Source organism: Leclercia sp. LTM14, assembly GCF_023736175.1.
GTDB lineage: Bacteria > Pseudomonadota > Gammaproteobacteria > Enterobacterales > Enterobacteriaceae > Enterobacter > Enterobacter barmai.
On sequence record NZ_JAIKTT010000002.1, the window covers coordinates 379720 to 403667 of the forward strand.

The window sequence follows — 23948 nt, forward strand, 5'->3', positions numbered from 1 at the left end:
TTAGATTCATGGAAAAGAAGGCTTTTCCTGTTTTAACGTAGATAACAAGCGGATTACATCGCGCTCCTGCCAATTTAACATAATATACATTATGCGTACTAAGGTTGTAGTTGTAGCTTTCTGTTGGAACTTTCAATCCATGATGCCCCTCCTGTAATAAAGAATCACGCCCTCGCACCAGGACGCCATTCAGGACGCTATTATTGGCACCATTAAAGGCGCTATAATTGAGGCATCAACCAGGAGACACATCATGCCATTTCAAATTTTAACTACTACTGCTGCGAGCATCACCGAACTTAAACGCGACCCAATGGGAACCTTCAATGCTGGCGAAGGAGCCCCGGTTGCCATTCTTAACCGCAATGAACCCGCTTTCTACTGTGTTCCTCCGGCTCTTTATGCTCAGCTTATGGATATTCTTGAGGATGAAGAGCTGGGTCGTATCATTGATGAGCGAGCAAATGAACGGGTCATTGAGGTCAATATTGATGACCTATAAGCTGGCATTTAACGAATCTGCATTAAAAGAATGGAAAAAACTGGGACAAACCATACAGGAACAGTTCAAAAAGAAGCTCCGGGAACGGCTTCAAAACCCTCGTGTTCCGGCTTCGCAGTTACATGGCCGAAAAGATCAGTACAAAATTAAACTGCGTGGCGCAGGATACAGACTGGTTTACCGTGTCGAAGACGCAATTATCACGGTAACTGTGATTGGTGTTGGAAAGCGTGAAAATGATGACATCTACAAAATGACACAACAGAGAAATTAGAGCCTTACCCTGCCCCGGACATCTGAATACCCATCCAAAAAAAAGCCGCAAGCAGTTTCCCGCTCACGGCATCAGACTCAGTAATGATGTGTTCTGGCAATCAGGCAGCTTTGACGGCTCTGATTTTTTTACCACCTTCCACATCAGACTCTGTTTTCTCTGTTGCAGTTGCGGCATTGAGATCGGGAAGCTTGCTGGTACGCAGAATATGCTGCACGGCCTCTTTCTGCTCGGCGAGATACAGCCCAAGATTTTCAGCCTGCGTCTCATCCATCTGCATTCCGCTCTGCAACAGCCAGTCGGTGAACGCTTCTGCAAGGTCAAGCAGTTTGTCGTGAGCGTCAGCCTCTTTCTTACTGGCAAATGTCATTTTCTCTTCACCTTTTCTTACGACGACAAATTTTGTTTCAACAGCCATTCTGCACCCCCTATACTGTGTATGCATACAGTATAGCAGTTACTGGCTTATCTTGCAGCCATAATGTGCTTGCATGAGCACGGTAAAGATCTAAATCTTACAGCCCCAAATCACTCAGCCCCGGGTGATCGTCCGGGCGACGCCCCAGCGGCCAGTGGAACTTGCGCTCGCTTTCCTTGATAGGCATGTCGTTAATACAGGCGAAACGGCGCTGCATCAGCCCATCCTCCCCGAACTCCCAGTTCTCATTGCCGTAAGAACGGAACCAGTTACCCGAATCATCGTGCCATTCGTAGGCGTAGCGGACTGCAATGCGGTTCTCCCCAAATGCCCATAACTCTTTAATAAGACGGTACTCAAGCTCCTTCTTCCACTTGCGCTCCAGGAATCCTTTGGCTTCTTCGCGATTATTGGCAAACTCAGCGCGGTTACGCCATTTGGTATCCAGAGAGTAAGCCAGCGAAACTTTTTCCGCGTCGCGGCTATTCCATCCATCTTCAGCGAGCCTGACTTTTTCAATCGCGGATTCACGAGTAAACGGAGGAAGCGGCGGACGAACTTGTGCATCAGACATGGTGGAGCCTCCAGCATCATTGGATATTTCAGGGAGTATTTATTCCCGGAACGCAGGTCTTTTTTAAGCAACCTGTTTCAGTAATAACTGAGCAATATTTCGGGCATCATCTGCGGCGCGGTAATCACCCATAACGCGTGACAGGGTGATGGCGCCTTCAATCAATAACAGTAACTGCCTCGCCAGGGTTGAGGCGTGTTCAATATTCAGCTGCCCGGTCAGTTCGAGGGCGTAATCCAGTATTTTCTGTTTATGCAGTCTGGCGATCTGGCGCACCGGATCGGCACTGTCCCCTACTTCTCCCGCAGTATTGATGAAGGCGCAACCGCGATATCCCTCTGACTCAAACCAGCCTTTGAGCACGGTGAACATATTCAGGATGCGTTCCTGCGGCGTATCCGCTTTGTCACACTCAGATCTGAACCATTCCATCCAGCGAATATCCCGCGCGTTCAGCGCCGCAGCCGCCACTTCGTCTTTGTTGGCGAAATGGTGATAAATACTTTTCCGCGCCACGCCTGAGGTTTTAACCAGAAGATCCATGCCGGTCGCATGGATCCCGTTCTCGTAGATGAGTTGTTCAGCGGTAGCGAGAATTTTTTCCCGGGTGTTTGTCGTGTTTTTGTTCATGACTTAATGGTAGAACGATCGTTCTACCCAGGCAAGTTAAATCTTCTCATTCTCGCAGGTAGTCCATACTTAACCTTCCTGCTTTGATCGCCCCCTCATAATGTCACACGGAATCATTACTCTCAGGCTAACAATCTGTTTCTTAGCTTAATTGATGCACTACTCCTTACGGAGCAGACTTAATGCAGCATAAATTTAGGCAAAAATGATTTGCTGAATCAGGAGGTTAAAAATGAATGCTGGCCAAAGTCCGGCCCGGAACTGGAACACACGTCGCAGCGAAAAGGCCCGACGCGTCGCTTCCCTTCCGTTGCAGGGTAAAGTCATCCCCACCGACGATCTGGTGGATGCCCTGGAAAAACTGATTGCCCCCGGCGACCGCGTGGTGCTGGAAGGTAATAACCAGAAGCAGGCCGATTTCCTCTCCCGCAAGCTTGCAGAAGTCAGCCCGGCAAAAATTCACGACCTGCATATGATCATGCCAAGCGTGGGTCGCAGCGAGCATCTGGATATCTTCGAAAAAGGTATCGCCCGCAAGCTCGATTTCTCTTTCTCAGGCCCGCAAAGCCTGCGCATTTCACAGCTGTTGCAGGACGGCCAGCTGGAGATCGGTGCTATTCATACCTATATCGAACTCTATTCGCGCCTGTACGTCGATCTCTGCCCGAATGTGGCGCTGATTGCCGGCTACAAAGCTGACCGCAAAGGCAACCTCTACACCGGGCCAAGTACCGAAGACACCCCGGCCCTGGTAGAAGCCGCCGCCTTCCGTGACGGGATTGTTATCGCCCAGGTTAATGAAATCGTCGATGACGAATGCGACCTGCCTCGCGTGGATATTCCGGGTTCGTGGATTGATTACGTCGTCGTCGCCGATAAGCCGTTCTTTATCGAACCGCTGTTCACCCGCGATCCGCGCCTGATCAAGCAGGAACATATCCTGATGGCGATGATGGCGATTAAAGGCATCTACGCCGAACATCAGGTCCAGTCCCTGAACCACGGCATCGGTTTCAACACCGCCGCGATCGAACTGCTGCTGCCCACTTACGGCGAACAGCTTGGTCTTAAAGGCAAAATCTGTAAGCACTGGACCCTGAACCCGCATCCAACGCTGATCCCGGCGATTGAAAGCGGCTGGGTTGAGAGCGTGCACTGCTTCGGCGGCGAACTGGGGATGGAAGAGTACATCCGTGCCCGCCCGGACATTTTCTTTACCGGTGCCGATGGCTCCATGCGCTCCAACCGCGCGTTCTGCCAGCTGGCAGGCCAGTACGCGGTCGATATGTTTATCGGTTCCACTCTGCAGGTGGATGGCCTGGCCAACTCCTCAACCGTGACCCGGGGCCGTCTTTCCGGCTTCGGCGGTGCGCCGAATATGGGCCACGATCCTCACGGTCGTCGTCACGCTACCCCGGCATGGCTGAATATGATCACCGAACCCGACCCGATGCAGCGCGGTAAAAAACTGGTCGTTCAGATGGTGGAAACCTTCCAGGCTGGCGTTAAGCCAACGTTCGTTGAACAGCTGGATGCGGTTGAGGTGGCGAAATCCTCCGGTATGCCGCTGGCACCGGTAATGATTTATGGCGACGACGTGACCCACGTTCTGACCGAAGAGGGCATCGCCTACCTGTATCGTGCAAACAGCATTGAAGAGCGCCGCGCCATGGTTGCCGCAGTGGCTGGCATCACCGATATCGGCCTTGGCGTTGATGCGAAACGCGTGGCGGAACTGCGTAAGAGCGGCAAAGTGGTGTATCCGGAAGATATCGGCATTCGCCGTTCTGAAGCCACCCGTTCCCTGCTGGCTGCCAGCAGCGTTGCGGATCTGGTTGAGTGGTCCGACGGTCTGTATAACCCACCTGCGAAATTCCGGAGCTGGTAATGAAACTCCTGTCACAGACTCAGTCAGAGGGTCAGGCACAGCTGCTGGCGACGATTGCCCGCGACTGCCTGATCGACGAAGCGCGATTAAGCCCGAAACCGGGTCTGGTAGACAGCCGGGGAAACGGGGCGCATCACGATTTGTCCTTAGCTCTGATGGAGCGTTCTGCGCACAGCCTGACCCCAACGTTTCTGCAACTGGCCCGACAGAGCTGGCAACGTCCTGCCGACATCGCCCTGCGCGAAACCGTGGGTCGTCTTGGGCGTGAAGGTGAACGGCAGATGATGGCCGCCACCGGGGGCGTTAATACCCATCGCGGCGCTATCTGGGCACTCGGCCTGTTGGTCAGCGCAGCCGCCATGCTGAACGGCAATGCCAGCGCGCAGCAGATGGCGGACACCGCCGCCCTCCTCGCCCGTCTGCCCGATAACGCGGCGCCGAAACTCTTCAGCAAAGGGTTGAAAGCCACCCATCAGTATCGGGTGCCCGGCGCGCGTGAAGAGGCCCAGCAGGCGTTTCCCCACGTGATGACGCTGGCGCTGCCGCAGCTATTGCGCAGCCGTGCGCAGGGTGCGAGCGAAAGCGAAGCCCGCATTGACGCGCTGATGGCGATCATGACCTCGCTCAGCGACACCTGCGTGCTTTCGCGTGCCGGCATGCCGGGACTGGAAACCATGCAGAGCGGTGCCCGTGCCGTGCTTGCAGCGGGCGGCAGCGCAACCGCGAAAGGCCGTCAGGCGCTGGCTCGTCTGGATTCACAGATGCTGGCCCTTAACGCGTCCCCCGGTGGTGCCGCCGATCTGCTCGCCGCCACGCTGTTTCTCGACAGGGTTTGCCAGCCCGCGTCTTGCTCATTTTAAAGAGGATGTTATGGAACACATTACATTGTCATTTCCTGCCAGCCGTACCCTTCAGGGCAAAGCGCTGGCAGGCGTTGTAGGCTCCGGTGATATGGAAGTTCTGTTCACCGCCGCCGCAGGAGATGCCCTCAGCATCGATATCACCACCTCCGTGGATAACAGTACCCGCCGCTGGAACGCGTTGTTCGAGCGCCTGAATCTGACTAACGGTCTGCCTGCGGGCAAGCTGGTGATCCACGATTTCGGCGCAACGCCTGGCGTGGCGCGCATTCGTATCGAACAGGTATTTGAAGAGGTGAGCCATGCGTAACGATCGCAGCTTTATTGAACTGCGCGCCCGTGAGCGTGCCCACGCGCTGCTGGATGAAGGCAGCTACCGCGAACTGCTCGATCCGTTCGAAGGCATTATGTCTCCGTGGCTTGCGCCGCAGGGCGTGGTTCCGCAATCCGACGACGGTATGGTGGTTGCTCGCGGCACCATTAATGGCCAGTCCGCTGTGGTCATTGCCATCGAAGGTACCTTCCAGGGCGGCAGCATGGGTGAAGTGTCCGGCGCCAAAATGGCGGCGGCGCTGGAGCTGGCTGCCGAAGATAACCGTAACGGCATCCCGACGCAGGCTGTGCTGAGTCTGGAGACCGGCGGCGTGCGTTTACAGGAAGCCAATCTCGGTCTGGCGGCTATCGCTGATATTCACGCCGCGATTGTCGATCTGCGTCGCTATACCCCGGTGGTCGGCATTATTACCGGCACCGTCGGCTGCTTCGGCGGGATGTCTATCGCCGCGGCGCTGTGCAGCTACCTGATCGTCACCCGCGAAGCGCGGCTTGGCCTGAACGGTCCGCAGGTTATCGAACAGGAAGCCGGGATTGAAGAGTATGACTCCCGCGACCGTCCGTTTATCTGGAGCATGACCGGCGGCGAAATCCGTTACGAAAGCGGCCTGGTGGATGCCCTGGTGGGCGACGGCGTCAACGCCGTGAAGACCGCCATGAACGAGGCGATCGCCAAAGGCGTTCCGGCTCAGCACCGCAGCGATAAATATGCCGATTTCCTGGCTCGCCTGTCGAACTTCGACACGCGCCAGCAGGCCGATACCGCGCAAATCAAACAGCTTTTCGCCGGGGAGGTGAAATGATGATTCAGTCCAATAACCGCGCCGCCATCTGGCTGGAAAAACTGGCCCCGAACGCCCCACGCATGAGCGGCCTGTGCCCTTCTGTTCAGGTGGCCGATGCGCCGCTGAACGGCGAAAACGTCCGCTTTATCGCAGTCGTACCCGACGCCAACAACCATTATCCACGCGCGGCGAAAGGCGAAGTGGGCCTGCTCGAAGGCTGGACGCTGGCCAAAGTGGTCAATGAGACCATCGATGCTGATGCCAACAGCGATGTGAAGCGCCCGATTGTGGCCGTGATCGACGTCCCCAGCCAGGCCTATGGCCGCCGTGAAGAAGCGTTTGGGATCCACCAGGCGCTGGCAGGGGCTGCTGGCGCCTATGCCAAAGCGCGTCTGGCGGGCCATCCGGTGATCGGTCTTATCGTTGGTAAAGCGATGTCCGGCGCGTTTCTGGCGCACGGTTATCAGGCTAACCGCCTGATCGCTATCAACGATAAAGGCGTGCTGGTGCATGCGATGGGTAAAGAGTCCGCCGCACGTATCACCCTGCGTACCGTTGATGCCCTGGAAAAACTGGCGGCAACCATTCCGCCAATGGCTTATGACGTCAGTAACTACGCCACCCTGGGCCTGCTGTCGGATCTGCTGACCCTCAGCAATCCGGATGCACCCTCTGATGCGGATCTGGCAACGGTAGAAATCACCGTGCAAAAAGCCATCGCCGATGCCCGTAAAGATCCCGGCCTCACAAACCGCCTCGGCGCGGAAAATCGCCGTAGCTCCGCGCTGGTGCGTGAGAAAATGCGCGCCGCCTGGTAACGAGCAGTACAAAGTACGTAAAAAAAGACCTGCCGAAAGCGGTCCCGTCGGGCGCAACATAGCGCCCACGGTCAACTCGCTTTTAGAAAATTATAACCATCGCGTCAGTGTTAATTTTTTTATCTACAGGTGATCTATGACTTATGTAATTGTTCATGCCCTTGCGCCAATTTTTATCATCATGCTGCTCGGCTTCTGGGCCGGTAAAGCCAAAATGGTCGACAACAAGAATGTGTCGCTCCTGAATATTTTCGTAATGGATTTTGCCCTGCCGGCTGCGCTGTTCAGCGCTACCGTGCAGCCCCCCTGGGCGGGTATTGTTGCCCAGTCTCCGCTGATTGTGGTGCTGACAGGCGCAATGTGGATCACCTATGCGGCGATCTACTTTACCGCCACCAGCATCTTTAAAAAGTCACCGCAGGATGCCGCCGTGTTGACGCTGACTGTGGCCCTGCCAAACTATGCCGCGCTGGGCCTGCCTATTCTGGGCAGCGTGCTGGGCGAAGGCTCTGCCACCTCGCTGTCGGTGGCGGTCTCTATCGCCTGTGGTTCGGTTCTGATGACGCCGTTCTGTCTGCTGATCCTGGAGCGTGAGAAAGCGCGGGACGCGGGCGAAAACAGCGGTTCTACACTTGCGATGCTGCCGGTACTGATGTGGCGTTCACTGAAAAAACCTATCGTGATGGGCCCGCTGCTCGGGGTGATTCTTTCCGCAATCGGTATCAAAATGCCGGACCTGCTGCTGGCGGCGATCAAGCCTCTGGGCCTCTCGGCAACCGCGGCGGCGCTGTTCCTGACCGGTGTGATCCTCTCGGCCCGCAAGCTGAAGCTGAACGCAATGGTCGGGATCGCGACGGTCACCAAACTGCTGATCCAGCCGTTCATCGCCTGGGGTATCGTTATCGCCTTTGGTCTGCATGGCTCCGTGGCTATCACCGCGATCCTGATGATTGCGTTGTCTGCCGGTTTCTTCGGTGTGGTGTTCGGCAACCGCTTTGGCGTGCAGTCACCGGATGCAGAAGCCGTGCTGCTGTTGAGCTCCGTTCTGTGTATCCTGTCGTTACCGCTGTTTATCACACTCACTTCAGGTATTTAAAATGACATTCACACCGCGCCCTCACGACTTACTGTGGCTGAAAAGCCGCGATGCTCTCCTTGATATTCAGGAGGCATGGGTAGCAAACCAGTGGCATACCGGTTTGCCGGTTGTGGTCCGGCGCGATGTGAATGCGCAGCAGGATATTCCGGTTGGCGTGCGCGGCATGAAGCGCGAACAACGCGCCGCGGGATGGGTGAAGGCTGAAAGCGTTTCCCGCGTGATGTCGCCGGAAACGCTGGCTGAACGCGAACGCCTCCTGCACTCGCCTTTTGTTTCTCAGCCGCCTCTCCAGGCGGCTATTTTGCTTACCACCTTCGCATGGCCCTGGCACTGGGGCATTACCGGCAGTACGGCATATGCGCTGGCGACGGAGATCCCTGTGCTTCATGCCGACAGCGATCTCGATTTGCTTATCCGCGCCCCGCAGCCGTTGACCGACGAGGAACTGCGCCAGTGGCAGGCTCAGATCGAAAAATTGCCCTGCCGCGCCGATACCCAGGTGGAGACACCCTATGGCGCTTTTGCGCTTAATGAGTGGCTGCGCGAAGGACGCGTCCTGCTTAAAACGGCCACCGGCCCGCAGCTGACCGCCACGCCATGGCACAGGGAGCCAGAATGAAAATCCTCTTTACCTTTCCAGGCCAGGGCACGCAACGCGCTGGCATGCTGCAACATATCCCCGATCGTGAAGCCATTCTCAACGACGTGAGCGCCGTTCTGGGAGATGAAACTTACCAACTGGACAGCGAAGCATCGCTGAAACATACCCGTGCGGTGCAGCTGTGTTTGTTGATCGCCGGTGTCGCCTGGGCCCGCGAGTTAATTGCCCACAACGTCAAACCGGATATGGTCAGCGGCCTCTCCATTGGGGCTTATCCTGCGGCCGTGATCGCTGGCGCCCTCGATATTCGCGATGCCCTTCGCCTGGTGGCGCTACGAGGCGAGCTGATGGAGCAGGCCTATCCGCAGGGTTACGGCCTGACGGCCATTGTGGGTTTGCAGCTTTCGCAGCTGGAAAAACTGATGGCGGGCAGCGAGACGTATATCGCTAACCTCAATGCGGAAACGCAGATTGTGATCGCCGGTCGCGATGAAGAGATGGCGAACGTCGCGCAAAAAGCGCTGGATGCGGGAGCCAGTAAAGCCACCCGGCTGGCCGTCAGCGTTCCTTCCCACTGCGCATTGCTGGATAAACCGGCGGCAAGGCTGGCGCAGGCCTTTCAATCCGTGACGTTGTCACGCCCTCATTGCACCTATCTGAGCGGTTCGACGGCGCGGGTGCTGTGGGAACCGCAAAAAATCGCCGACGATCTGGCGTTTAATATGGCCCGCACCGTCCAGTGGCAGGACGCCATGGTTTCTGCCAACCAGCGCGACGCGCGTCTGGCAATCGAAATGCCGCCGGGCAGCGTCCTGACAGGGCTTACCCATCTCGCAGGCTGGCAGGGCGATGCGATTTGCCGGGAACGTAACAGCATTGAAGTGGTGCAGCATCTGGTGAAACGGCTTAACCGCCAGGATTAAACCACCAGCCCACGGGCGTACATCCGCCCTTCTGCCGCGAGCGCCAGCAGATCCTGGTCCCGCTCGCGGTGATGCATATAGACAATCGAAATCAGCTGGCGCATCTGATACGGCTCCGCCAGCTTCAGAAGCTGGACGTCATTCTCGTAGACCTTTTTCATTCGCCCGGGGATAAGGGAAAAGCCCACCCCCGCCTGCACCAGACTTATCATCGAGAAAATGTCATTTACGCGGGTGACGATCTCCGGCTCAAATCCGGCAATATTAAAGGCTTCCTGGAAACCAGCGTAGGTGGCGAAACCTTCAGCCAGTGAAACAAATTTCCGATCCGCATAGTCACGTAAATCTGCCGTTTGCGTGGTGTTGAGCTTTTCGCTTCCCGGCGCGGCAAGAAAGATATCGTCATGAAACAGCGGCACAACGTCGAATTTAGAACCGGCAAATTCACCTTCGTCGGTGGAGATCAGGATCGCATCCAGCGCGTCGTCCTCCAGCATATCCAGCAGCATCTGGTTAGAACCCATGGTTAAATCCAGCTCCAGCGAAGGCCGACGCAGCTTCATGCCCATGATAATTTTTGGCACCGTTTCCAGCGTCAGGGAGTAGAGCGTGCCGATACGCAACCGCCCGCGCCCGACGCCTGCCACTTTGCGGGTCTCCTCCAGCCCCTTGTTCATCAGGCTAATAACGTCCTGACAGTACTCCAGCAGCGTCCAGGCGGCAGGCAGCGGCAGCAGGTTACGCCCCTTATGGACAAACAGCGGACAGCCCACGCCCTCTTCAAGGGTATGCAGTGCCCGGTGAACGCTGACGCTACTGAGCCCTAAGGCCTCTGCGGTACGGGCAATATTACCCTTACTCATAAACATCATAAAAACGCTGAGCTTGCGGAAGGTAATGTCCTGATGGATATCGTCTTTCATCGCGGTCCGGTTTCATCTTTTGTGAAGCCCAGAGTATACCTGCTTCACAGGAGGATGACGTCAGGTTCAATTATCACACGAAAAAAGCTGCCCGGAGGCAGCTTTACTGAGCACAATCTCTTACGGCGTAACAATGTTGAACCAGAATTCAAATTTGTCCATGTAGCCAAGCATTTCATCAAGCTTCGCACTGTCACCGGTAATCTTCACGTCCCCATTCCCTTCAGCCTGCTTGAGCGTCTCCTCTTTCAGCAGGATTTTGTTCAGCACGGCGCGATCTAATGTAATGGAGGCATCGGCATCTTTCGCCTGTGCGTTCGCGGTATGGTTCAGCACCCCGTTTTCCAGTTCCAGCTTGTACTTGCCGCCGTCTTTTCCAAGATCGACATTGAACACCGCTTTCGCTTTACCTGCTTTCTCGCCGTTGATATGAACCGCCAGATAGTCAAAGAACATTTCAGGCGTCATCGCACGTACGGTATCCGGGCTGGCGGTGTTCGGGGTTGGTCCTTTCATCACGCCATTACGCAATTCCTGTGCGCCGGTCAGATAGAAGTTACGCCACGGGCCGGATTCGGCCTGATAGCCCAACTGCTCCAGCGCATCCGCCTCGAGGTTGCGGGCATCTGCGTTCTTAGGATCGGCAAAGACAATTTTACTGGTCACCTGCGCCACCCAGCGGTAGTTACCCTGCTGGTAGTCGGCTTTGGCTTTCTGCATGATGGCATCGGCACCGCCCATATATTCAACGAATTTCTTCGCGGCCTGTTCCGGCGGGAGCTCGTCAAGGGTAGCCGGGTTGCCATCGAACCAGCCAAGGTAATAGACGTAGGTTGCTTTGACGTTATGGCTGACAGAACCGTAATACCCGCGACTGGACCACTGTTTTTCCAGCGACTCCGGCAGTTTAAAGTTGGCGGCAATTTCGTCCCGAGTCAGGCCTTCGTTGGCCATCCTAAGGGTCTGGTCATTGATGTAACGGTACATATCTCGCTGACCTTTCATCAGCTTGACGATATTGTCGTTACCCCAGGTTGGCCAGTGGTGCTGAGCGATAATGACTTCCGCATCGCCGCCCCAGCGTTCGATAGCGTCATTGATGTATTTAGACCATGCCAGCGGATCGCGGATTTTAGCCCCGCGCAGAGAATAGGTGTTGTGCAGGGTGTGAGTCACATCCTCAGCAGCCTCGATCATCTTTTTCTCTTTAACGTACCAGAGCATCTCTGACGGTGCTTCCGAACCCGGCGCCATCATAAAGTCATAGGTTAAACCGTCGATCACTTCCTGCTGCCCGGTATGGGTGATGTAGTTGGTCGGCTGGAGCAGCGTCACGGTACCCGCTGAAGTGGTCGTCCCCAGACCCGCGCCCACCTGCCCTTTGGCATCAGGTTTCAGCAGGTTACCGTACATATAGCTGGCGCGGCGGCTCATGGCGGTACCGGCCATAATGTTCTCGGACACCGCTTCCTCCATGAAGCCTGCTGGCGCATAGAGTTTCACCTTACCCGACTTAACATCAGCCTCGTCAACCACGCCGCGAATACCGCCATAGTGGTCAACGTGGCTGTGGGTAAACAGGACGGCGACAACCGGTTTCTTACCGCGGTTTGCATAGTAAAGCTCCAGCCCCTCTTTGGCAGGCTCGGCACTCAGCAGCGGATCGATAATGGTAATGCCTTTCTCACCTTCGACAATGGTCATATTTGAGAGGTCGAGGTTGCGGATCTGATAAACGCCGTCAGTCACTTTAAACAGACCGCCCACGTTAATTAGCTGCGACTGACGCCACAGACTCGGGTTAACGGTATCCGGCGCTTTCACCCCCTCTTTCACAAAGTCATATTTCGCAGGGTTCCAGATAACGTTACCTTCCGGCCCTTTGAGCTCGGTCTGGGGTAGCGGGGCGATAAAGCCTTTATGCACGTTTTCAAAGTCGGTTTTATCGTTGAACGGCAGTTTGTTGTACAGCGCGTTATTTGCCTCCCGGGTTGCTGGTGTCGCATCCAGCGGGAGCATCTCAGCAAATGCAGAAACTGACAGCGAGGTTAAAACACCGGCCAGTGCCAGTTGTTTAGCAATTTTATTTAATTTCATTGAACGGCCTCTTAGATTATTTGTACCGCCATCAATATTATGCGGCGGATAATTCAAATGCGGACTCATTGAGGGATATTTTAAGGAGAATGGCTTCAGTGAATAGTCCCATATGGGACTGATGATTTATTGCCGTCAGATCCGTTCAAGTCTTGTGGGCTATCGCTGCTATACTTCGTACCACGGCACAGGGCGCAGCGAGAGGCATAGCGTGAATTTTCAGGATATCCACATTTATTATCAGCAACTTAATTTTGACAGCCTGTTATCGCAAATAATTGCCGAAGGGGAACCGGTGACCGTTCCAGCAAATAAAAACTTAGCTTTTGATGCTGGGTTTATCTATTTTTGCACCGAGGGTTCGCTGTCAATATTAATGCCTGAGAATGGCCTGAATATTGGCAATACTATCGAGCTGATGCCAATAGGCCTGATGGAAAGATATTGTCCTCTGGCGAAGTTTGATTATCGCAGCAGCGCAAGGGTACAGCTGGTAAAAATATCCTGGGAAGATTTCGACCGTCTGTTTTTAAACGGCGACCCCGAGCGCGCGCAGGCATTAGCGACCATTCTGACCTATATGTCGATCTTCACTATCGATCTGCATAATGAACGCCGTCAGGTGAGCAGCTACCAGACCATCAAACCAATGCTGTATCGCTATCTCTATCGGCAGAATACCCATAAAGGAGAGAACGAAGGGCTGGCGCTGTTTATTATCAAACGGACGAATATGTCACGTACGCATGTTTTTCGTGTGCTCGCAGATCTGAAAGCCGGAGGCTATATCACGATGAAGCGTGGAAAACTGATTTCTATCGACCGGCCGCTGCCAGAAGCCTGGTGATAGCGGAAACTTTCGCGGCCTTCGGTTAAGGGGGCAAGCCCCCTTTTCACTACAGAGCTTTATCCGTAAACAGCGGGACATGACAGGACGTAGCAACGTGCTCCAGATAGCCGCTCAGGGCGTCCGGATACGGGAAGTCCTTCACAATGGTCAGCGAGTTCAGCACCGGGAAAAGATAAAAATCGGTAATGCCGATCGCGTTTCGGGCGCGTAAATACGCCTCGATTTTACCCAGCTCATCCACCAGCGTGTCGATATACGTCTGACTGTTGGCCATTAACGCCTCGAGATCGCCAAATGCCTTAATCTCACGTTGGGTATAGGCCTCACGCGCGGCGGGGGTGGACAGCTCCTTGAAATCAGCCCGGGTAAAACGCGGGATCGCCAGATTGAATACGGTACGCGTATTGTCCTTACACCAGGCGTCAATCAGCGGATCGCATTCACCTTTAATAACCGGCGCACCATCAAGCTGGTCGACGTAATGGACGATATCCATGCTTTCCGGCATGTAAACGCCCTCCTCTTTTTGCAGGATTGGCACGACCTTTCTGCCGACCATGCGGGTTGGCGTTTCGGCGTCCCCTTCCATAATCACGTTTAATTCATGAGGCACCTTTTTCAGGCCAAAGATCATTCTTGCGCGGATACAGAACGGGCAATGCTCATATACATAGAGTTTCATAGCGATCTCTTTCTCAAGCGATTAATGGTCCAAAAGTGGATTCATTAAAGGTTCTGGGTTGGTGATTTTATGTGTACTTTATCGCTCAATAAATGAGCGCATGACGTTCATGGCAGAAAACAATAATTAACGAATTTCAGTCTTTACCCCCGGTTTATCGTCACCGGGCTTAAAGACGCTTTTGCGCAATACGTAAGGAGAATTAACCCAGCCCTGAAACGATCCTGTAATGAAGACGTTAATTAAAGCCCTGATTATAATCTGTTTACCAGTAAAATTTGCCTGTGCCTTCGAATTTGTGCCCGCCACCGGCCACCATCATACGCCGCTGAAGACAGAACACATTGCCTACTCCGGCTCTGTACCTGATAACGTCAAAAATAAACTGGCAACGGCGTATGTGGCGTGGAGAGGAACCCATTACCGCTGGGGTGGTGACAGCCATAGCGGTATTGACTGCTCTGCCTTTACCCGACGCGTCATGATGTCTGCCTGGCACCTGCAGCTACCAAGAACCACTCTCGAGCAGAGCCGGACGGGACGTCATGTATCAACCCGTGAACTGCAGCCGGGCGACCTGGTGTTCTTTATCACTAAGCCGGGCGTTCATCATGTCGGGGTTTATCTTGGGGACGATCGCTTTATGCACGCCTCGGTAAGTCAGGGTGTGGCGATCTCACATCTGTCCGACCCTTACTGGCAGACGCGATATATGACCGCCAGACGGATCGGCACATCTCAGAATCACTATGCGTGAGTGGTGCCGGTCAGGATGAACGAAACCGGCTAACCAGCACCATGCCGGTGAGCATCGACAGCACAAAGAGTATCCCTTTCACGGCGCCCGTCCCGGTTAATACCAGAGCCGGGCCGGGACAGATCCCCGCCAGCCCCCAGCCGAGACCAAACAGGATGGCCCCGACCACCAGCGCCCTGTCTATGGTCGTATTCGTCGGCAGGACAATGGGCACCCCGCAAAACGCCATCTTTCTGCGTTTGACCAGGGCAAAACCGACGATCCCCACGGCAATCGCCCCGATCATCACGAACGCCAGCGAGGGATCCCAGGGATGAGAGAGATCGAGAAAGTTAAGCACTTTCTCCGGATTCGCCATACCGCTTATCAGCAGGCCCACGCCAAAAATAAGACCGCACAGAAACGCCATCACCATCAACATAATGCCTCCTTAACCCAGCCAGAAACCCACGACAGTGGCAGTAACAATCCCCGTCACCATAAAGGTCAGCGTCGCCACCAGAGATCGCTTAGAAAAACGCGATAGCCCACAGACGCCATGCCCGCTCGTACACCCGGACCCCAGGCGGGTTCCCACGCCCACCAGCAAGCCGGCGACGATAATCATCGGCCAGGAGGTCTGCACGTTTATCTCGGGTAAGGTAAAGAAAAGGCTATACAGCAGAGGCGAACCGATAAGACCGGCTAAAAAGGCAATGCGCCACCCTTCTGGCTTCGATAACAACCCCGAGAGAATGCCGCTGATACCGGCGATGCGTCCGCAAAAATGGATCAGCAGAATAGCGGCAAGGCCGATTAACAATCCGCCGCCGAGACTGCTGAGCGGTGTGAAGTGAGAGAGATCAATCGCTATCATTGTCTCGTGCCTCCAGGCAGTACAGGTCATATAAGGTGTTGTAGCATATTGCCAGCAGGACCAGTCCGCCACAGCCCACAAATAAAAAAAACCGGCAGAGGCGCGCGCGCCTGCCGGTTAGCTGGAACCACTTTATCCCATCCCCGGGATGCTCAGTCCCCTATATTTTCAGCTCCGGAACCAGGGCTTTTTTGTCCGACATGCAGGTTTGCCACGCCTTGCCCGGCTCGCCGTTATCCAGCACCGATGAAGTGCGGTACTCCACGGTGCGGTCCTGTTGACCAGGCACCACGTAGTCAATGGTCGTCCAGCGGGTATTGGCGTCTTTGCCCTCGGCGGTGAGTTCGATGGTCTGGTTTTTTACGATCTCAGAACACTCTTTCGCCGCGGCCTCGACTTTACGAAACTTCTTCTCTTCCGGCGAGGTGCCTTCACTGGACATGGACATACACCCGGTAAAGAGCAGACAGGCAAGGGTGACAACGCTAAGTTTTTGCAGCATCACGCAGTCCTTAGTAATGAACAGGTTACTGCAAAAGCGTAGCTTATACGGCTGCGCTCTTCCTGGGATTAACGGAGCGGGTTTATATTGGCATCAATTTGTGTTTGGATTGCGCGACGGGTAGCCGGGGTAATTTTTCCCGGGAGTAGCGCTTCGGCATAAGCAGAAAATCTACTGCCGACATCGGCTATGCGGGAAATGAGTTCCCTGACCTGCGTTTCGCTAAGCTCTGCTTCCTGCGTGCCCAGCCATATCAAATGCTGTTTCTGAATACTCAGCGCCTCTCCCATTATGTCCATCTGATGATATCCCCCCGGACCTTCATTCCACGTAACATCAAACGCCGGTGCCAGCGTCCATGTGCCGTCAGCCGACATCAGATAAGCAAAGTTTTTCGGGTGATCGTCCCGGTTATTGAAAATGACGTTAAACACAATGCGGGCAAAGGCGCGCGCCTTTTCGCGTACATCGTTAGTACAAACCTGCGTGGCTCGCAAAAAGGTGGCATAGTCCAGGGAGCCGGGAACGCGATAATCTGCCCCGGTAAATGCCGCCAGGCTTTGCATTGGCACGCGCATGCCTGATTCGCGGTCAAAACGTTTGCTGGCAAAAGCCGCATGACCTCCCGGCAGATCAAAATATTCCGTTTGCGGTGTATCAATGCCGCACTCCTGCAGGCAGTGGGCATATACCTTCTCGATAGCGCACACCTCGGCATGTTCGCCTCTGGCGGGAAACTTGATGAGCCAGGGTTCATAGTCTTTCACAGGAACCGTGGTGAATCGCATTGTGGCAGCGTCACGATACAGTAACGCTTTCGGTCTCGCGCCCTGTGGCGAACCACCCATTTGTAGCAGTCGATGTAAAAATGCCCCGCCTTCGCCCTCCAGTACCTCCCTTACCTCGTCTGCAAGTTGAGTCAACGGGATATCACTTTGTGGCACCGCAAGTTCATCCTGAACAGGAACAAAGGACATTGCTCCCATGGCATTGCTGCCAATCCAGCTGAGCCTTTCCAGTGGACCAATGCGCGCCGCATTCAGTCCGCGCTGCCTGAAGAGGCGATCCATCAGTAGCATCCCCCAACCATCTGGCAGGGAATCATATACTGGCCCAGGCAGACCTAACTGATGCTCAGGAAAATTTCGCCGCAGTTTTTCACCCTTCAGCGCAAGAGTATGTGCTGATAGTTCAAACCCTTTCTCAAGCGCCTGCTGGCTGTATTCAAAGAAGATCAACGGACGGCGGGTTAGTGCTGTGGTGGTAGCCAGCGTTCCCCACAGCCAGCGCTCTCCCCAACCCTCGTACCAGACTTCGACACGATCAGGCATTATGACTCCTTTTTCTTATTCGCTGTCGCGAAGCGCTGACTTCGAAGCGGCGAAGATCGTCCAGACTCTCCAGTTTCGGCATAAACAGGTTTTCCAGCTCATGGCCAAGACCCAGCACCATGCCACGCGCACCACGACCTCAAAGCCGACGTTACGCCCGGCCTCCAGATTTGACACCGTATTGACCCCTACGCCAGCCCGTTGCGCCAGCTCAGCCTGGGTGAACTGGCGTCTTATACGCTCCTGCCGTAACCGCTCGCTCAGCGACTTAACGATCTCCTCGGGCTTCCTGAAGTTTAAATCCATTATATTGTCTCTTAACTCATAATTCTGGCGTTAACACACAATATTATAGATTTATCTATGCTCTTTTTCCATGTCACGCTTTAACAACCGACACCCCCAGGCCCACCACCGCCTCCACCCAGCGGCTGTCGGTATCGTCTTCAACGACCACGGTATTAATCAGCGAAAGGTCGCCAATAAGGAATGGCGAAGCGGTATTGATCTTCTCCGGCGACGCCAGCACCACTGTTTCGGCCGCTCTGCCGGAAAATGCACGTTTGATGCACGCTTCTTCGTAATCCCCGGTGGTGAGTCCGGCTTCCGGGTGAATACCGGTCACGCCCATGAAAAACAGATCGGCATGAATACGCTCTATACCCTCAATCGCGGCGGCGCCCACCGTGACGACAGAGTGGCGGAACAGGCGTCCGCCGATGAGGATCACCTCAACCCGGGGATGCTCCACCAGCGCGAGGGCGATGCCCGGACTGTGGGTAACGGCCGTGAAAGAGAGATCCGCAGGCAGGCAGCGCACCAGCTCCGTGGTGGTGGTCCCGCCATCAATCATCACGATCTGGCCGGGGGAGATAAGCTCAACTCCCTTCTGCGCCACCCGCTTTTTGGCATCGATACCGAGATGGCTGCGCTCGGCAAAGCTGGACACCGCCTTTGACGCCGGCAACGCGCCGCCGTGTACCCGCTGTAAACGCCCGTCGGCTGCCAGTTCGCGCAAATCCCGGCGAATGGTATCTTCCGACACCTGGAATTCAAGGCTAAGGGTTTTGGACAGCACCTGCCCTTCGGAACTCAGTTTTTCAAGGATGAGCTGTTTGCGTTGTCGGGTGAGCATGAGATATTCCTGAAGTTGCATGTTTCGATCTTGATTTTGCACGAATGTGCAGATTATGATGATCACTCTACGTAAACAGGAGGCATCGTGCAATCAATTCGTGCAGAAGTACGCATTCTTGACAGCAAAATCTTGTCGGATGACTGGTACACACTCAAAAAATACACCTTCGATTTGCGTCGCCGCAACGGGGAGTGGCAGCGCCAGAACCGCGAAGCCTACGACCGGGGCAACGGCGCAACCATCCTGCTCTATAACCGCGAAAAACGAACGGTGATCCTCACCCGTCAGTTCCGTTTTCCGGTCTATATCAACGGGCACGACGGCTATCTGATCGAATCCGCCGCAGGCCTGCTCGATAACATGTCGCCGGAAAAGCGCATCAAAGCCGAGGCGGAAGAAGAGACCGGGTATCAGATTGACCAGGTGGAAAAGGTGTTCGAAGCCTTTATGAGTCCCGGCTCCGTCACCGAGAAACTCTACTTTTACATCGCGGAATATCGCCCTGACGATCGTACCGGCGCAGGCGGCGGCATCGAAGCCGAAGGCGAAGACATCGAGGTGCTGGAGTGGCCGATTGAGCAGGCCTTACAGGCCATCGATGACGGCATTATCGTCGATGGCAAAACCATCATGCTGCTCTACCACGTCGCCCTGAAAAAGATCGTCTGACGTTATCTCCCGACAGAAAGGGATTTCTGTCAATTCTGAAACCTCATCATCTACACTTCAGAAAAGAGCAAACTGGAGATGCCTGCATGACCGACTGGAACCCTGGCCTGTATCTGCAATACGGCGCGGAACGCACCCGACCCGCCTTAGAATTACTGTCCCGAATTGCGCTGGATGACGTTACCGATGTGGTTGATCTCGGCTGTGGGCCGGGCAACAGCACGGCGCTGTTGCAGCAGCGGTGGCCTGCGGCGCAGATAACCGGGGTGGACACCTCACCCGCCATGCTGGCAGAAGCCAGAGCCGCACTGCCGGGCTGTCGCTTTGTTGAGGCGGATATTCGCCACTACCGCCCCGAGCATGCCCTGAGCGTGATCTACGCCAATGCCTCACTGCAGTGGGTAGATGATCACTACGCGCTGCTGCCCCATCTGGTCTCGCTGTTGAAACTGCACGGCGTGCTGGCTATTCAGATGCCGGATAACGATCTTGAGCCGACCCATGTCTTAATGCGCGAAGTGGCGTTTGAACAGGATTACCCGGATCGCGGGCGCGCATTCCTGGCGGGCGTCCATGCCTATTACGATATCCTGACCGAAGCGGGCTGCGAGGTGGATATCTGGCGCACCACTTACTTTCACCAGATGAGCTCCCACCAGGCGATCGTTGACTGGGTGAGCGCCACCGGGCTGCGCCCGTGGCTTCAGGATCTGAATGAGACCGAGCAAAAACGCTATCTGCATCGCTATCACCAATTGCTGGTGGAGCAGTATCCGCTGCAGGAGAACGGGCAGATACTGCTGGCCTTTCCACGGCTGTTTATTATCGCCAGACGCGAGCCGTAATCAGGCTTTGGCCTCTTTCAGCAGCTGCTGGATCACCTGCTCCTGCTTCTCTGTGTTTCCCTCGCCGAAAGAGGCGTAACGCAGTTGCCCTTTGGCGTCGAAGAAGTAGTGCGCAGGCCAGTAGCGATTGCCAAAGGCGGTCCAGATTTTGTAGTTATTGTCAGCCACCACCCGGTACGGAAGCTGCCATTTGTCGATGGCCTTCTGCACCGATGCCAGCGGTTTTTCCCACGGATACTCCGGGGTATGCACGCCAATCACCACCAGACCCTGCGCCTTATATTTGTTAGCCCAGTCGCGAACGAACGGCAGCGAGTGCTGGCAGTTGATGCAGTCCCAGGTCCAGAAGTCGATCAGCACCACTTTGCCTTTTAACGACGCCGGGCTGACGGGCTCGCCGTTGAGCCATCCGGTACCGCCCTCCAGGGACGGCATCGAGCTGGTGGTTACCGGCTGCGCCACCGGTTGAAGCGTCGGCTGAGGATTGCTGGCGGGCGCCAGCTGCAGGAGCGTTTTCTCCAGCCGATCGGCCACCCCGTTTGCCCCCTGAAAGACGCTGTTAAGCCCAAACGCCGTAAACGCGACGGACATCAGCATGGCAACCCCCGCCGCTTTTCGCAGCCCGTCCATCAGACCCGATCTCGCTTTCAGCCGTGCGATCAGCGCCTGCCCGCTAAAGCCCAACAGCGCGAGCATCACCGCGCAGCCGCTGCCGTATGCCGCCAGCAGGCTGCCGGTGGCTACCGGGTTATGCCCGGCGAGACTCAGACTGAGAATGGCTCCTAACACCGGCCCGGCGCAGGGCGACCAAAGCAGCCCAACCGCCAGCCCGGCCAGCACCGCCGAAACCATACCCCGGGCGCTGTTGCTCTGAGAGTTAATGACATTGCCGAGGCGTAACGCGGGCCCGGCGATGCGCTGGGCAAATGACGGGAAGATCAGCGCCAGCGCGGCCAGGCTCAGTAATGCCAGGGCTGTCCAGCGTCCGACGATGGTGGCATTCACCACCCAGTCGCTGGCGACGGTAATAAGACTCGCTACAGCGGTAAACATGATCACCATGCCGCACAGCATGGCAATGAGCTGCCGCCGCTGACCGCGAAATCCGGCGAACAGCAGCGGAATAACGGGCAGCGTACAGGGGCTGAGCAGGCTGACCATACCACCTAAAAATGCAATCACGAGAAACATAAAACACCTCACTAAACCAGTTGATAGTGAAGCTATTACAGCGTGGGGAAGTGTCTGGTGTGTGTGGAGGAATGGGGGTTTTTGTCAGGTGGTGTATGCGTGTTGTGGGTGGATACAGTCTGGTACATTGAGCGACCTGACCGCCCGGCGGCGCTACGCTTGCCAGGCCTACAAGGTCAAGGGCTGGTTTTGTAGGCCGGGTAAGGCAACGCCGCCACCCGGCAGGCAAGTGGATCCAAATCGCGGCCTGACCGCCCGGCGGCTCTACGCTTGCCAGGCCTACAAGGTCAAGGGCTGGTTTTGTAGGCCGGGTAAGGCAACGCCGCCACCCGGCAATTCACGCAGATGGCAAGGTGATCCGTGCAGAGAGGCCACCTTCGGGCCGGTTAACTAACTGCAACTCCCCGTTGAGCTGCCCCGCAAGCTGTACCGCGATCGCCAGCCCCAGCCCCGTCCCGCCGGTCTCCCGGTTACGGGAAGACTCCACCCGGTAAAACGGCTGTAACACCGCCGCAAGCTCATGCTCCGGAATGCCGGGGCCGTTATCCTCCACGGCGATCTGCACTCTGTCATCACGCATTGTCAGCGTCACGTCTGCCTTATCACCAAACTTCAGCGCGTTATCCAGCAGATTGGTGAGAATGCGGTGCAGCGCCTGCGGACGGGTGGCAAAAGGGACGTTGCTTCTGGCTGCGGTAAACTGCACGTTTTTACCGGTATCGGCGTAATCACACACCAACGTATCGATAAAGTTATACAGATCGACGTTGCGCACCGGTTCAGGTGCGACGCCGGACGAGCGGGCGTAGTCGATCCCCTCCCGCACCAGGCGCGTCATGCTGTCCAGGTCCTGGGTCAGCTTATCCCGCAGATCCGGCTGGTCGGCCATCTCCACGCGCAATCGCATGCGGGTAATAGGCGTCTGTAGATCGTGGGAAATGGCCGCCAGGATTTGCGCCCTCTCCTTTAACGACGTCTGGATGCGCTCCTGCATGGCATTGAAGGCCCGCGCGGCCTGGCGTACCTCCAGCGGACCCTGCTCGGTAAGGGTCAGCGGATGGGGGCTGGCGGGTTCAAGGGTATCCACCGCCCGGGTAAAATGGGTAAACGGACGTACCACCTGACGCACCGCCAGCCAGGCGCAGATCACCACCAGCAACAACTGGATCACAAAAACCACCGGCAGCCAGCGGGCGACCGGCGGCATGCGTGGGGTGAGATCCAGCGTCAACGGCGAGCCGTCGCTCAGGGTCAGGTGGGCCTGAATATGCGAGACCGGTCCCGGCACCGCCGTGAAGCGCAGCGGATAGTGCGTCGCCAGGATTTCAGTCAGGGTGCGCACCGCATCCCGGGAACGGGCGTCTGCGGGAGGCGCGCCCGGCTCGCCCGGCCCAAGAATATAGCGATAGTTTCCCCGCTCGAGGCGCGGGAGCCACTGCGCCCGCTCGTTTGCCGGCAGCCGGTCGAGGATCGCCACGCTGGTGGAGACATCATCCTCCAGATTCCCCAGCATCACGTGCCGGGCGCTGCTCATCCGCTCGGCCAGCACCAGCGTCACGCTCAGGCCGTTGGCGAGCAGCAATCCCATCAGGACGATCAGCAGCAGACGGTAATGGAGGGAACGCGGCCAGAGCCTCATTCTTTCGCCTCAAGAATGCTAACCGGCATCGAAAAGACATAGCCTTCGCTACGTACTGTTTTTATATACAGTGGTGTGCGCGCATCCTCATTTAACCGCTGTCGCACCCGGCTGACCAGCAGATCGATTGAGCGTTCGAACAGCTCCGCATCCCGCCCCTGGGTGAAATTCAGCAGCTGATCGCGGGTTAAAACGCGCTGGGGATGATCGACAAAGACCCGCAGCAGGCGGTACTCCGCCCCGCTCAACGCCACGATGGTGCCGGTGGCGTCGAGCAGATGACGGGCGCTGGTATCGAGCTGCCAGTCGCCAAAGGCGATGATCCTTCCGGCCTCGGTCACCTGCAGATTCGGCGGCAGCGTGCGAAACCGGCGCAGTATCGCTTTGATCCGCGCCAGCAGCTCGCGCGCCACAAAAGGTTTGACCACATAATCGTCCGCGCCCATTTCGAGGCCCAGGATGCGATCCATATCGTCGTGGCGTGCGGTCAACATCAGGATCGGCAGATCTTTATGCTGACCGCTACGCAGCTGGCGGCACAGCGTCAGGCCGTCGTCGCCGGGCATCATGATATCCAGCACCACCATATCCACCGCCTGCTTATCCAGCACGGCGCGCATCTCTTTGCCGTTGGCCGCGCCCGTGGCGCGATAGCCAGACTTCACCAGATAATCGACGATCAGTTCGCGAATATCCCTGTCATCATCCACGACAAGAATGTGATCGGTTGTCTCCACCCTAAGCTCCTGTTTTTTAGCGATGG

28 protein-coding genes and 1 pseudogene are annotated in these 23948 nt (G+C 56.0%); 14 read left to right on the forward strand and 15 right to left on the reverse strand.

Going from position 1 to position 23948, the window contains the following annotated elements; genetic code table 11:
- The first annotated feature begins 253 nt into the window (after positions 1 to 253).
- Positions 254 to 502, forward strand: a complete 249-nt coding sequence (locus K5I40_RS06230) for a type II toxin-antitoxin system Phd/YefM family antitoxin (RefSeq protein ID WP_139565073.1) — start codon at positions 254 to 256, stop codon at positions 500 to 502.
- Positions 492 to 776, forward strand: a complete 285-nt coding sequence (locus K5I40_RS06235) for a type II toxin-antitoxin system RelE/ParE family toxin (protein ID WP_223074091.1) — start codon at positions 492 to 494, stop codon at positions 774 to 776. Before K5I40_RS06230 ends, K5I40_RS06235 begins: the two co-directional genes overlap by 11 nt.
- Before the next feature lie 100 nt (positions 777 to 876).
- Here the strand turns inward: K5I40_RS06235 and K5I40_RS06240 are convergent, their stop codons facing one another.
- The 3 genes from K5I40_RS06240 to K5I40_RS06250 form a co-directional block, all read right to left on the reverse strand.
- On the reverse strand, positions 877 to 1194 hold the full coding sequence (locus K5I40_RS06240) for a YebG family protein (RefSeq protein ID WP_039028778.1): 318 nt from the start codon (positions 1192 to 1194) through the stop codon (positions 877 to 879).
- Positions 1195 to 1291: 97 nt separating this feature from the next.
- Positions 1292 to 1768, reverse strand: coding sequence for a nuclear transport factor 2 family protein (locus tag K5I40_RS06245; RefSeq protein ID WP_223074092.1), 477 nt, complete (start codon positions 1766 to 1768; stop codon positions 1292 to 1294).
- A 63-nt stretch (positions 1769 to 1831) separates the two neighbouring features.
- Positions 1832 to 2398: a TetR/AcrR family transcriptional regulator gene (locus K5I40_RS06250; RefSeq protein WP_223074093.1), complete on the reverse strand. Its 567-nt coding sequence runs from the start codon at positions 2396 to 2398 to the stop codon at positions 1832 to 1834.
- Positions 2399 to 2630: 232 nt separating this feature from the next.
- On the opposite strand from K5I40_RS06250, the gene mdcA reads away from it, so the two are divergent.
- The 8 genes from mdcA (at position 2631) to mdcH (ending at position 9705) form a co-directional block, all read left to right on the forward strand.
- Positions 2631 to 4286: a malonate decarboxylase subunit alpha gene (gene mdcA / locus K5I40_RS06255; protein WP_039028781.1), complete on the forward strand. Its 1656-nt coding sequence runs from the start codon at positions 2631 to 2633 to the stop codon at positions 4284 to 4286.
- Positions 4286 to 5146, forward strand: a complete 861-nt coding sequence (locus K5I40_RS06260; RefSeq protein ID WP_223074094.1) for a triphosphoribosyl-dephospho-CoA synthase — start codon at positions 4286 to 4288, stop codon at positions 5144 to 5146. Before mdcA ends, K5I40_RS06260 begins: the two co-directional genes overlap by 1 nt.
- 10 nt (positions 5147 to 5156) lie before the next feature.
- Complete coding sequence (mdcC, locus tag K5I40_RS06265; RefSeq protein ID WP_039028783.1) at positions 5157 to 5456, forward strand: malonate decarboxylase acyl carrier protein; 300 nt, start codon at positions 5157 to 5159, stop codon at positions 5454 to 5456.
- Positions 5449 to 6282, forward strand: coding sequence for a biotin-independent malonate decarboxylase subunit beta (locus tag K5I40_RS06270; protein ID WP_039028784.1), 834 nt, complete (start codon positions 5449 to 5451; stop codon positions 6280 to 6282). The genes mdcC and K5I40_RS06270 overlap by 8 nt, the downstream gene beginning before the upstream one ends.
- A complete protein-coding gene (mdcE, locus tag K5I40_RS06275; RefSeq protein WP_223074340.1) occupies positions 6282 to 7082 on the forward strand; it encodes a biotin-independent malonate decarboxylase subunit gamma in 801 nt (266 codons plus the stop codon). The genes K5I40_RS06270 and mdcE overlap by 1 nt, the downstream gene beginning before the upstream one ends.
- A gap of 136 nt (positions 7083 to 7218) precedes the next feature.
- Complete coding sequence (locus K5I40_RS06280; RefSeq protein WP_223074095.1) at positions 7219 to 8178, forward strand: AEC family transporter; 960 nt, start codon at positions 7219 to 7221, stop codon at positions 8176 to 8178.
- A 1-nt stretch (position 8179) separates the two neighbouring features.
- Positions 8180 to 8800: a malonate decarboxylase holo-ACP synthase gene (locus tag K5I40_RS06285; protein WP_138368932.1), complete on the forward strand. Its 621-nt coding sequence runs from the start codon at positions 8180 to 8182 to the stop codon at positions 8798 to 8800.
- Positions 8797 to 9705, forward strand: coding sequence for a malonate decarboxylase subunit epsilon (gene mdcH / locus K5I40_RS06290; protein ID WP_223074096.1), 909 nt, complete (start codon positions 8797 to 8799; stop codon positions 9703 to 9705). The genes K5I40_RS06285 and mdcH overlap by 4 nt, the downstream gene beginning before the upstream one ends.
- Here the strand turns inward: mdcH and K5I40_RS06295 are convergent.
- Both K5I40_RS06295 and K5I40_RS06300 read right to left on the reverse strand, forming a co-directional pair.
- Positions 9702 to 10628 carry a LysR family transcriptional regulator gene (locus tag K5I40_RS06295; protein ID WP_223074097.1) on the reverse strand — a complete coding sequence of 309 codons (927 nt, stop codon included), beginning with the start codon at positions 10626 to 10628 and terminating at the stop codon, positions 9702 to 9704. The two genes, mdcH and K5I40_RS06295, sit on opposite strands and share 4 nt — an antisense overlap.
- Before the next feature lie 120 nt (positions 10629 to 10748).
- Positions 10749 to 12725 carry an alkyl/aryl-sulfatase gene (locus K5I40_RS06300; RefSeq protein WP_223074098.1) on the reverse strand — a complete coding sequence of 659 codons (1977 nt, stop codon included), beginning with the start codon at positions 12723 to 12725 and terminating at the stop codon, positions 10749 to 10751.
- A gap of 211 nt (positions 12726 to 12936) precedes the next feature.
- Here K5I40_RS06300 and K5I40_RS06305 point away from each other — a divergent pair, with 211 nt between their 5' ends.
- Positions 12937 to 13572, forward strand: a complete 636-nt coding sequence (locus tag K5I40_RS06305; protein WP_223074341.1) for a helix-turn-helix domain-containing protein — start codon at positions 12937 to 12939, stop codon at positions 13570 to 13572.
- 49 nt (positions 13573 to 13621) lie between these two features.
- Here the strand turns inward: K5I40_RS06305 and grxB are convergent, their stop codons facing one another.
- On the reverse strand, positions 13622 to 14257 hold the full coding sequence (gene grxB / locus K5I40_RS06310; RefSeq protein WP_139565062.1) for a glutaredoxin 2: 636 nt from the start codon (positions 14255 to 14257) through the stop codon (positions 13622 to 13624).
- A gap of 229 nt (positions 14258 to 14486) precedes the next feature.
- Between grxB and K5I40_RS06315 the strand changes: the two genes are divergently transcribed.
- On the forward strand, positions 14487 to 15014 hold the full coding sequence (locus K5I40_RS06315) for an NlpC/P60 family protein (protein WP_223074099.1): 528 nt from the start codon (positions 14487 to 14489) through the stop codon (positions 15012 to 15014).
- A gap of 10 nt (positions 15015 to 15024) precedes the next feature.
- Here K5I40_RS06315 and K5I40_RS06320 read toward each other — a convergent pair whose 3' ends face one another.
- The 6 genes and pseudogenes from K5I40_RS06320 to K5I40_RS06345 form a co-directional block, all read right to left on the reverse strand.
- The gene (locus K5I40_RS06320; protein WP_138368928.1) at positions 15025 to 15435 is read right to left on the reverse strand and encodes a DUF6691 family protein; all 411 of its coding nucleotides are present in this window, start codon (positions 15433 to 15435) and stop codon (positions 15025 to 15027) included.
- 9 nt (positions 15436 to 15444) lie between these two features.
- On the reverse strand, positions 15445 to 15870 hold the full coding sequence (locus K5I40_RS06325; RefSeq protein WP_255588891.1) for a YeeE/YedE family protein: 426 nt from the start codon (positions 15868 to 15870) through the stop codon (positions 15445 to 15447).
- 160 nt (positions 15871 to 16030) lie between these two features.
- Complete coding sequence (locus K5I40_RS06330) at positions 16031 to 16372, reverse strand: hypothetical protein (RefSeq protein ID WP_139565059.1); 342 nt, start codon at positions 16370 to 16372, stop codon at positions 16031 to 16033.
- Between the two features lie 68 nt (positions 16373 to 16440).
- The gene (locus tag K5I40_RS06335) at positions 16441 to 17703 is read right to left on the reverse strand and encodes a type II toxin-antitoxin system HipA family toxin (protein WP_223074100.1); all 1263 of its coding nucleotides are present in this window, start codon (positions 17701 to 17703) and stop codon (positions 16441 to 16443) included.
- A pseudogene (locus K5I40_RS06340) lies at positions 17696 to 18009 on the reverse strand (helix-turn-helix domain-containing protein). The gene K5I40_RS06335 and the pseudogene K5I40_RS06340 overlap by 8 nt, the downstream one beginning before the upstream one ends.
- Positions 18010 to 18082: 73 nt before the next feature.
- Positions 18083 to 18838, reverse strand: coding sequence for a DeoR/GlpR family DNA-binding transcription regulator (locus tag K5I40_RS06345; protein ID WP_039028798.1), 756 nt, complete (start codon positions 18836 to 18838; stop codon positions 18083 to 18085).
- An 87-nt stretch (positions 18839 to 18925) separates the two neighbouring features.
- Between K5I40_RS06345 and K5I40_RS06350 the strand changes: the two genes are divergently transcribed.
- Positions 18926 to 19510, forward strand: coding sequence for an NUDIX domain-containing protein (locus K5I40_RS06350; protein WP_039028799.1), 585 nt, complete (start codon positions 18926 to 18928; stop codon positions 19508 to 19510).
- Positions 19511 to 19596: 86 nt separating this feature from the next.
- Positions 19597 to 20355, forward strand: coding sequence for a trans-aconitate 2-methyltransferase (tam, locus tag K5I40_RS06355; RefSeq protein ID WP_223074101.1), 759 nt, complete (start codon positions 19597 to 19599; stop codon positions 20353 to 20355).
- Here the strand turns inward: tam and K5I40_RS06360 are convergent, their stop codons facing one another.
- From K5I40_RS06360 to K5I40_RS06370, 3 genes are all read right to left on the reverse strand, one after another.
- Positions 20356 to 21546, reverse strand: a complete 1191-nt coding sequence (locus K5I40_RS06360) for a cytochrome c biogenesis protein/redoxin (protein ID WP_223074102.1) — start codon at positions 21544 to 21546, stop codon at positions 20356 to 20358. It abuts the gene before it with no gap.
- Between the two features lie 337 nt (positions 21547 to 21883).
- Entirely contained in the window at positions 21884 to 23185 is a 1302-nt protein-coding gene (locus K5I40_RS06365) for an ATP-binding protein (protein ID WP_223074103.1), read from the reverse strand.
- Positions 23182 to 23922 carry a response regulator gene (locus tag K5I40_RS06370; RefSeq protein ID WP_138368920.1) on the reverse strand — a complete coding sequence of 247 codons (741 nt, stop codon included), beginning with the start codon at positions 23920 to 23922 and terminating at the stop codon, positions 23182 to 23184. The genes K5I40_RS06365 and K5I40_RS06370 overlap by 4 nt, the downstream gene beginning before the upstream one ends.
- Positions 23923 to 23948 lie beyond the last annotated feature (26 nt).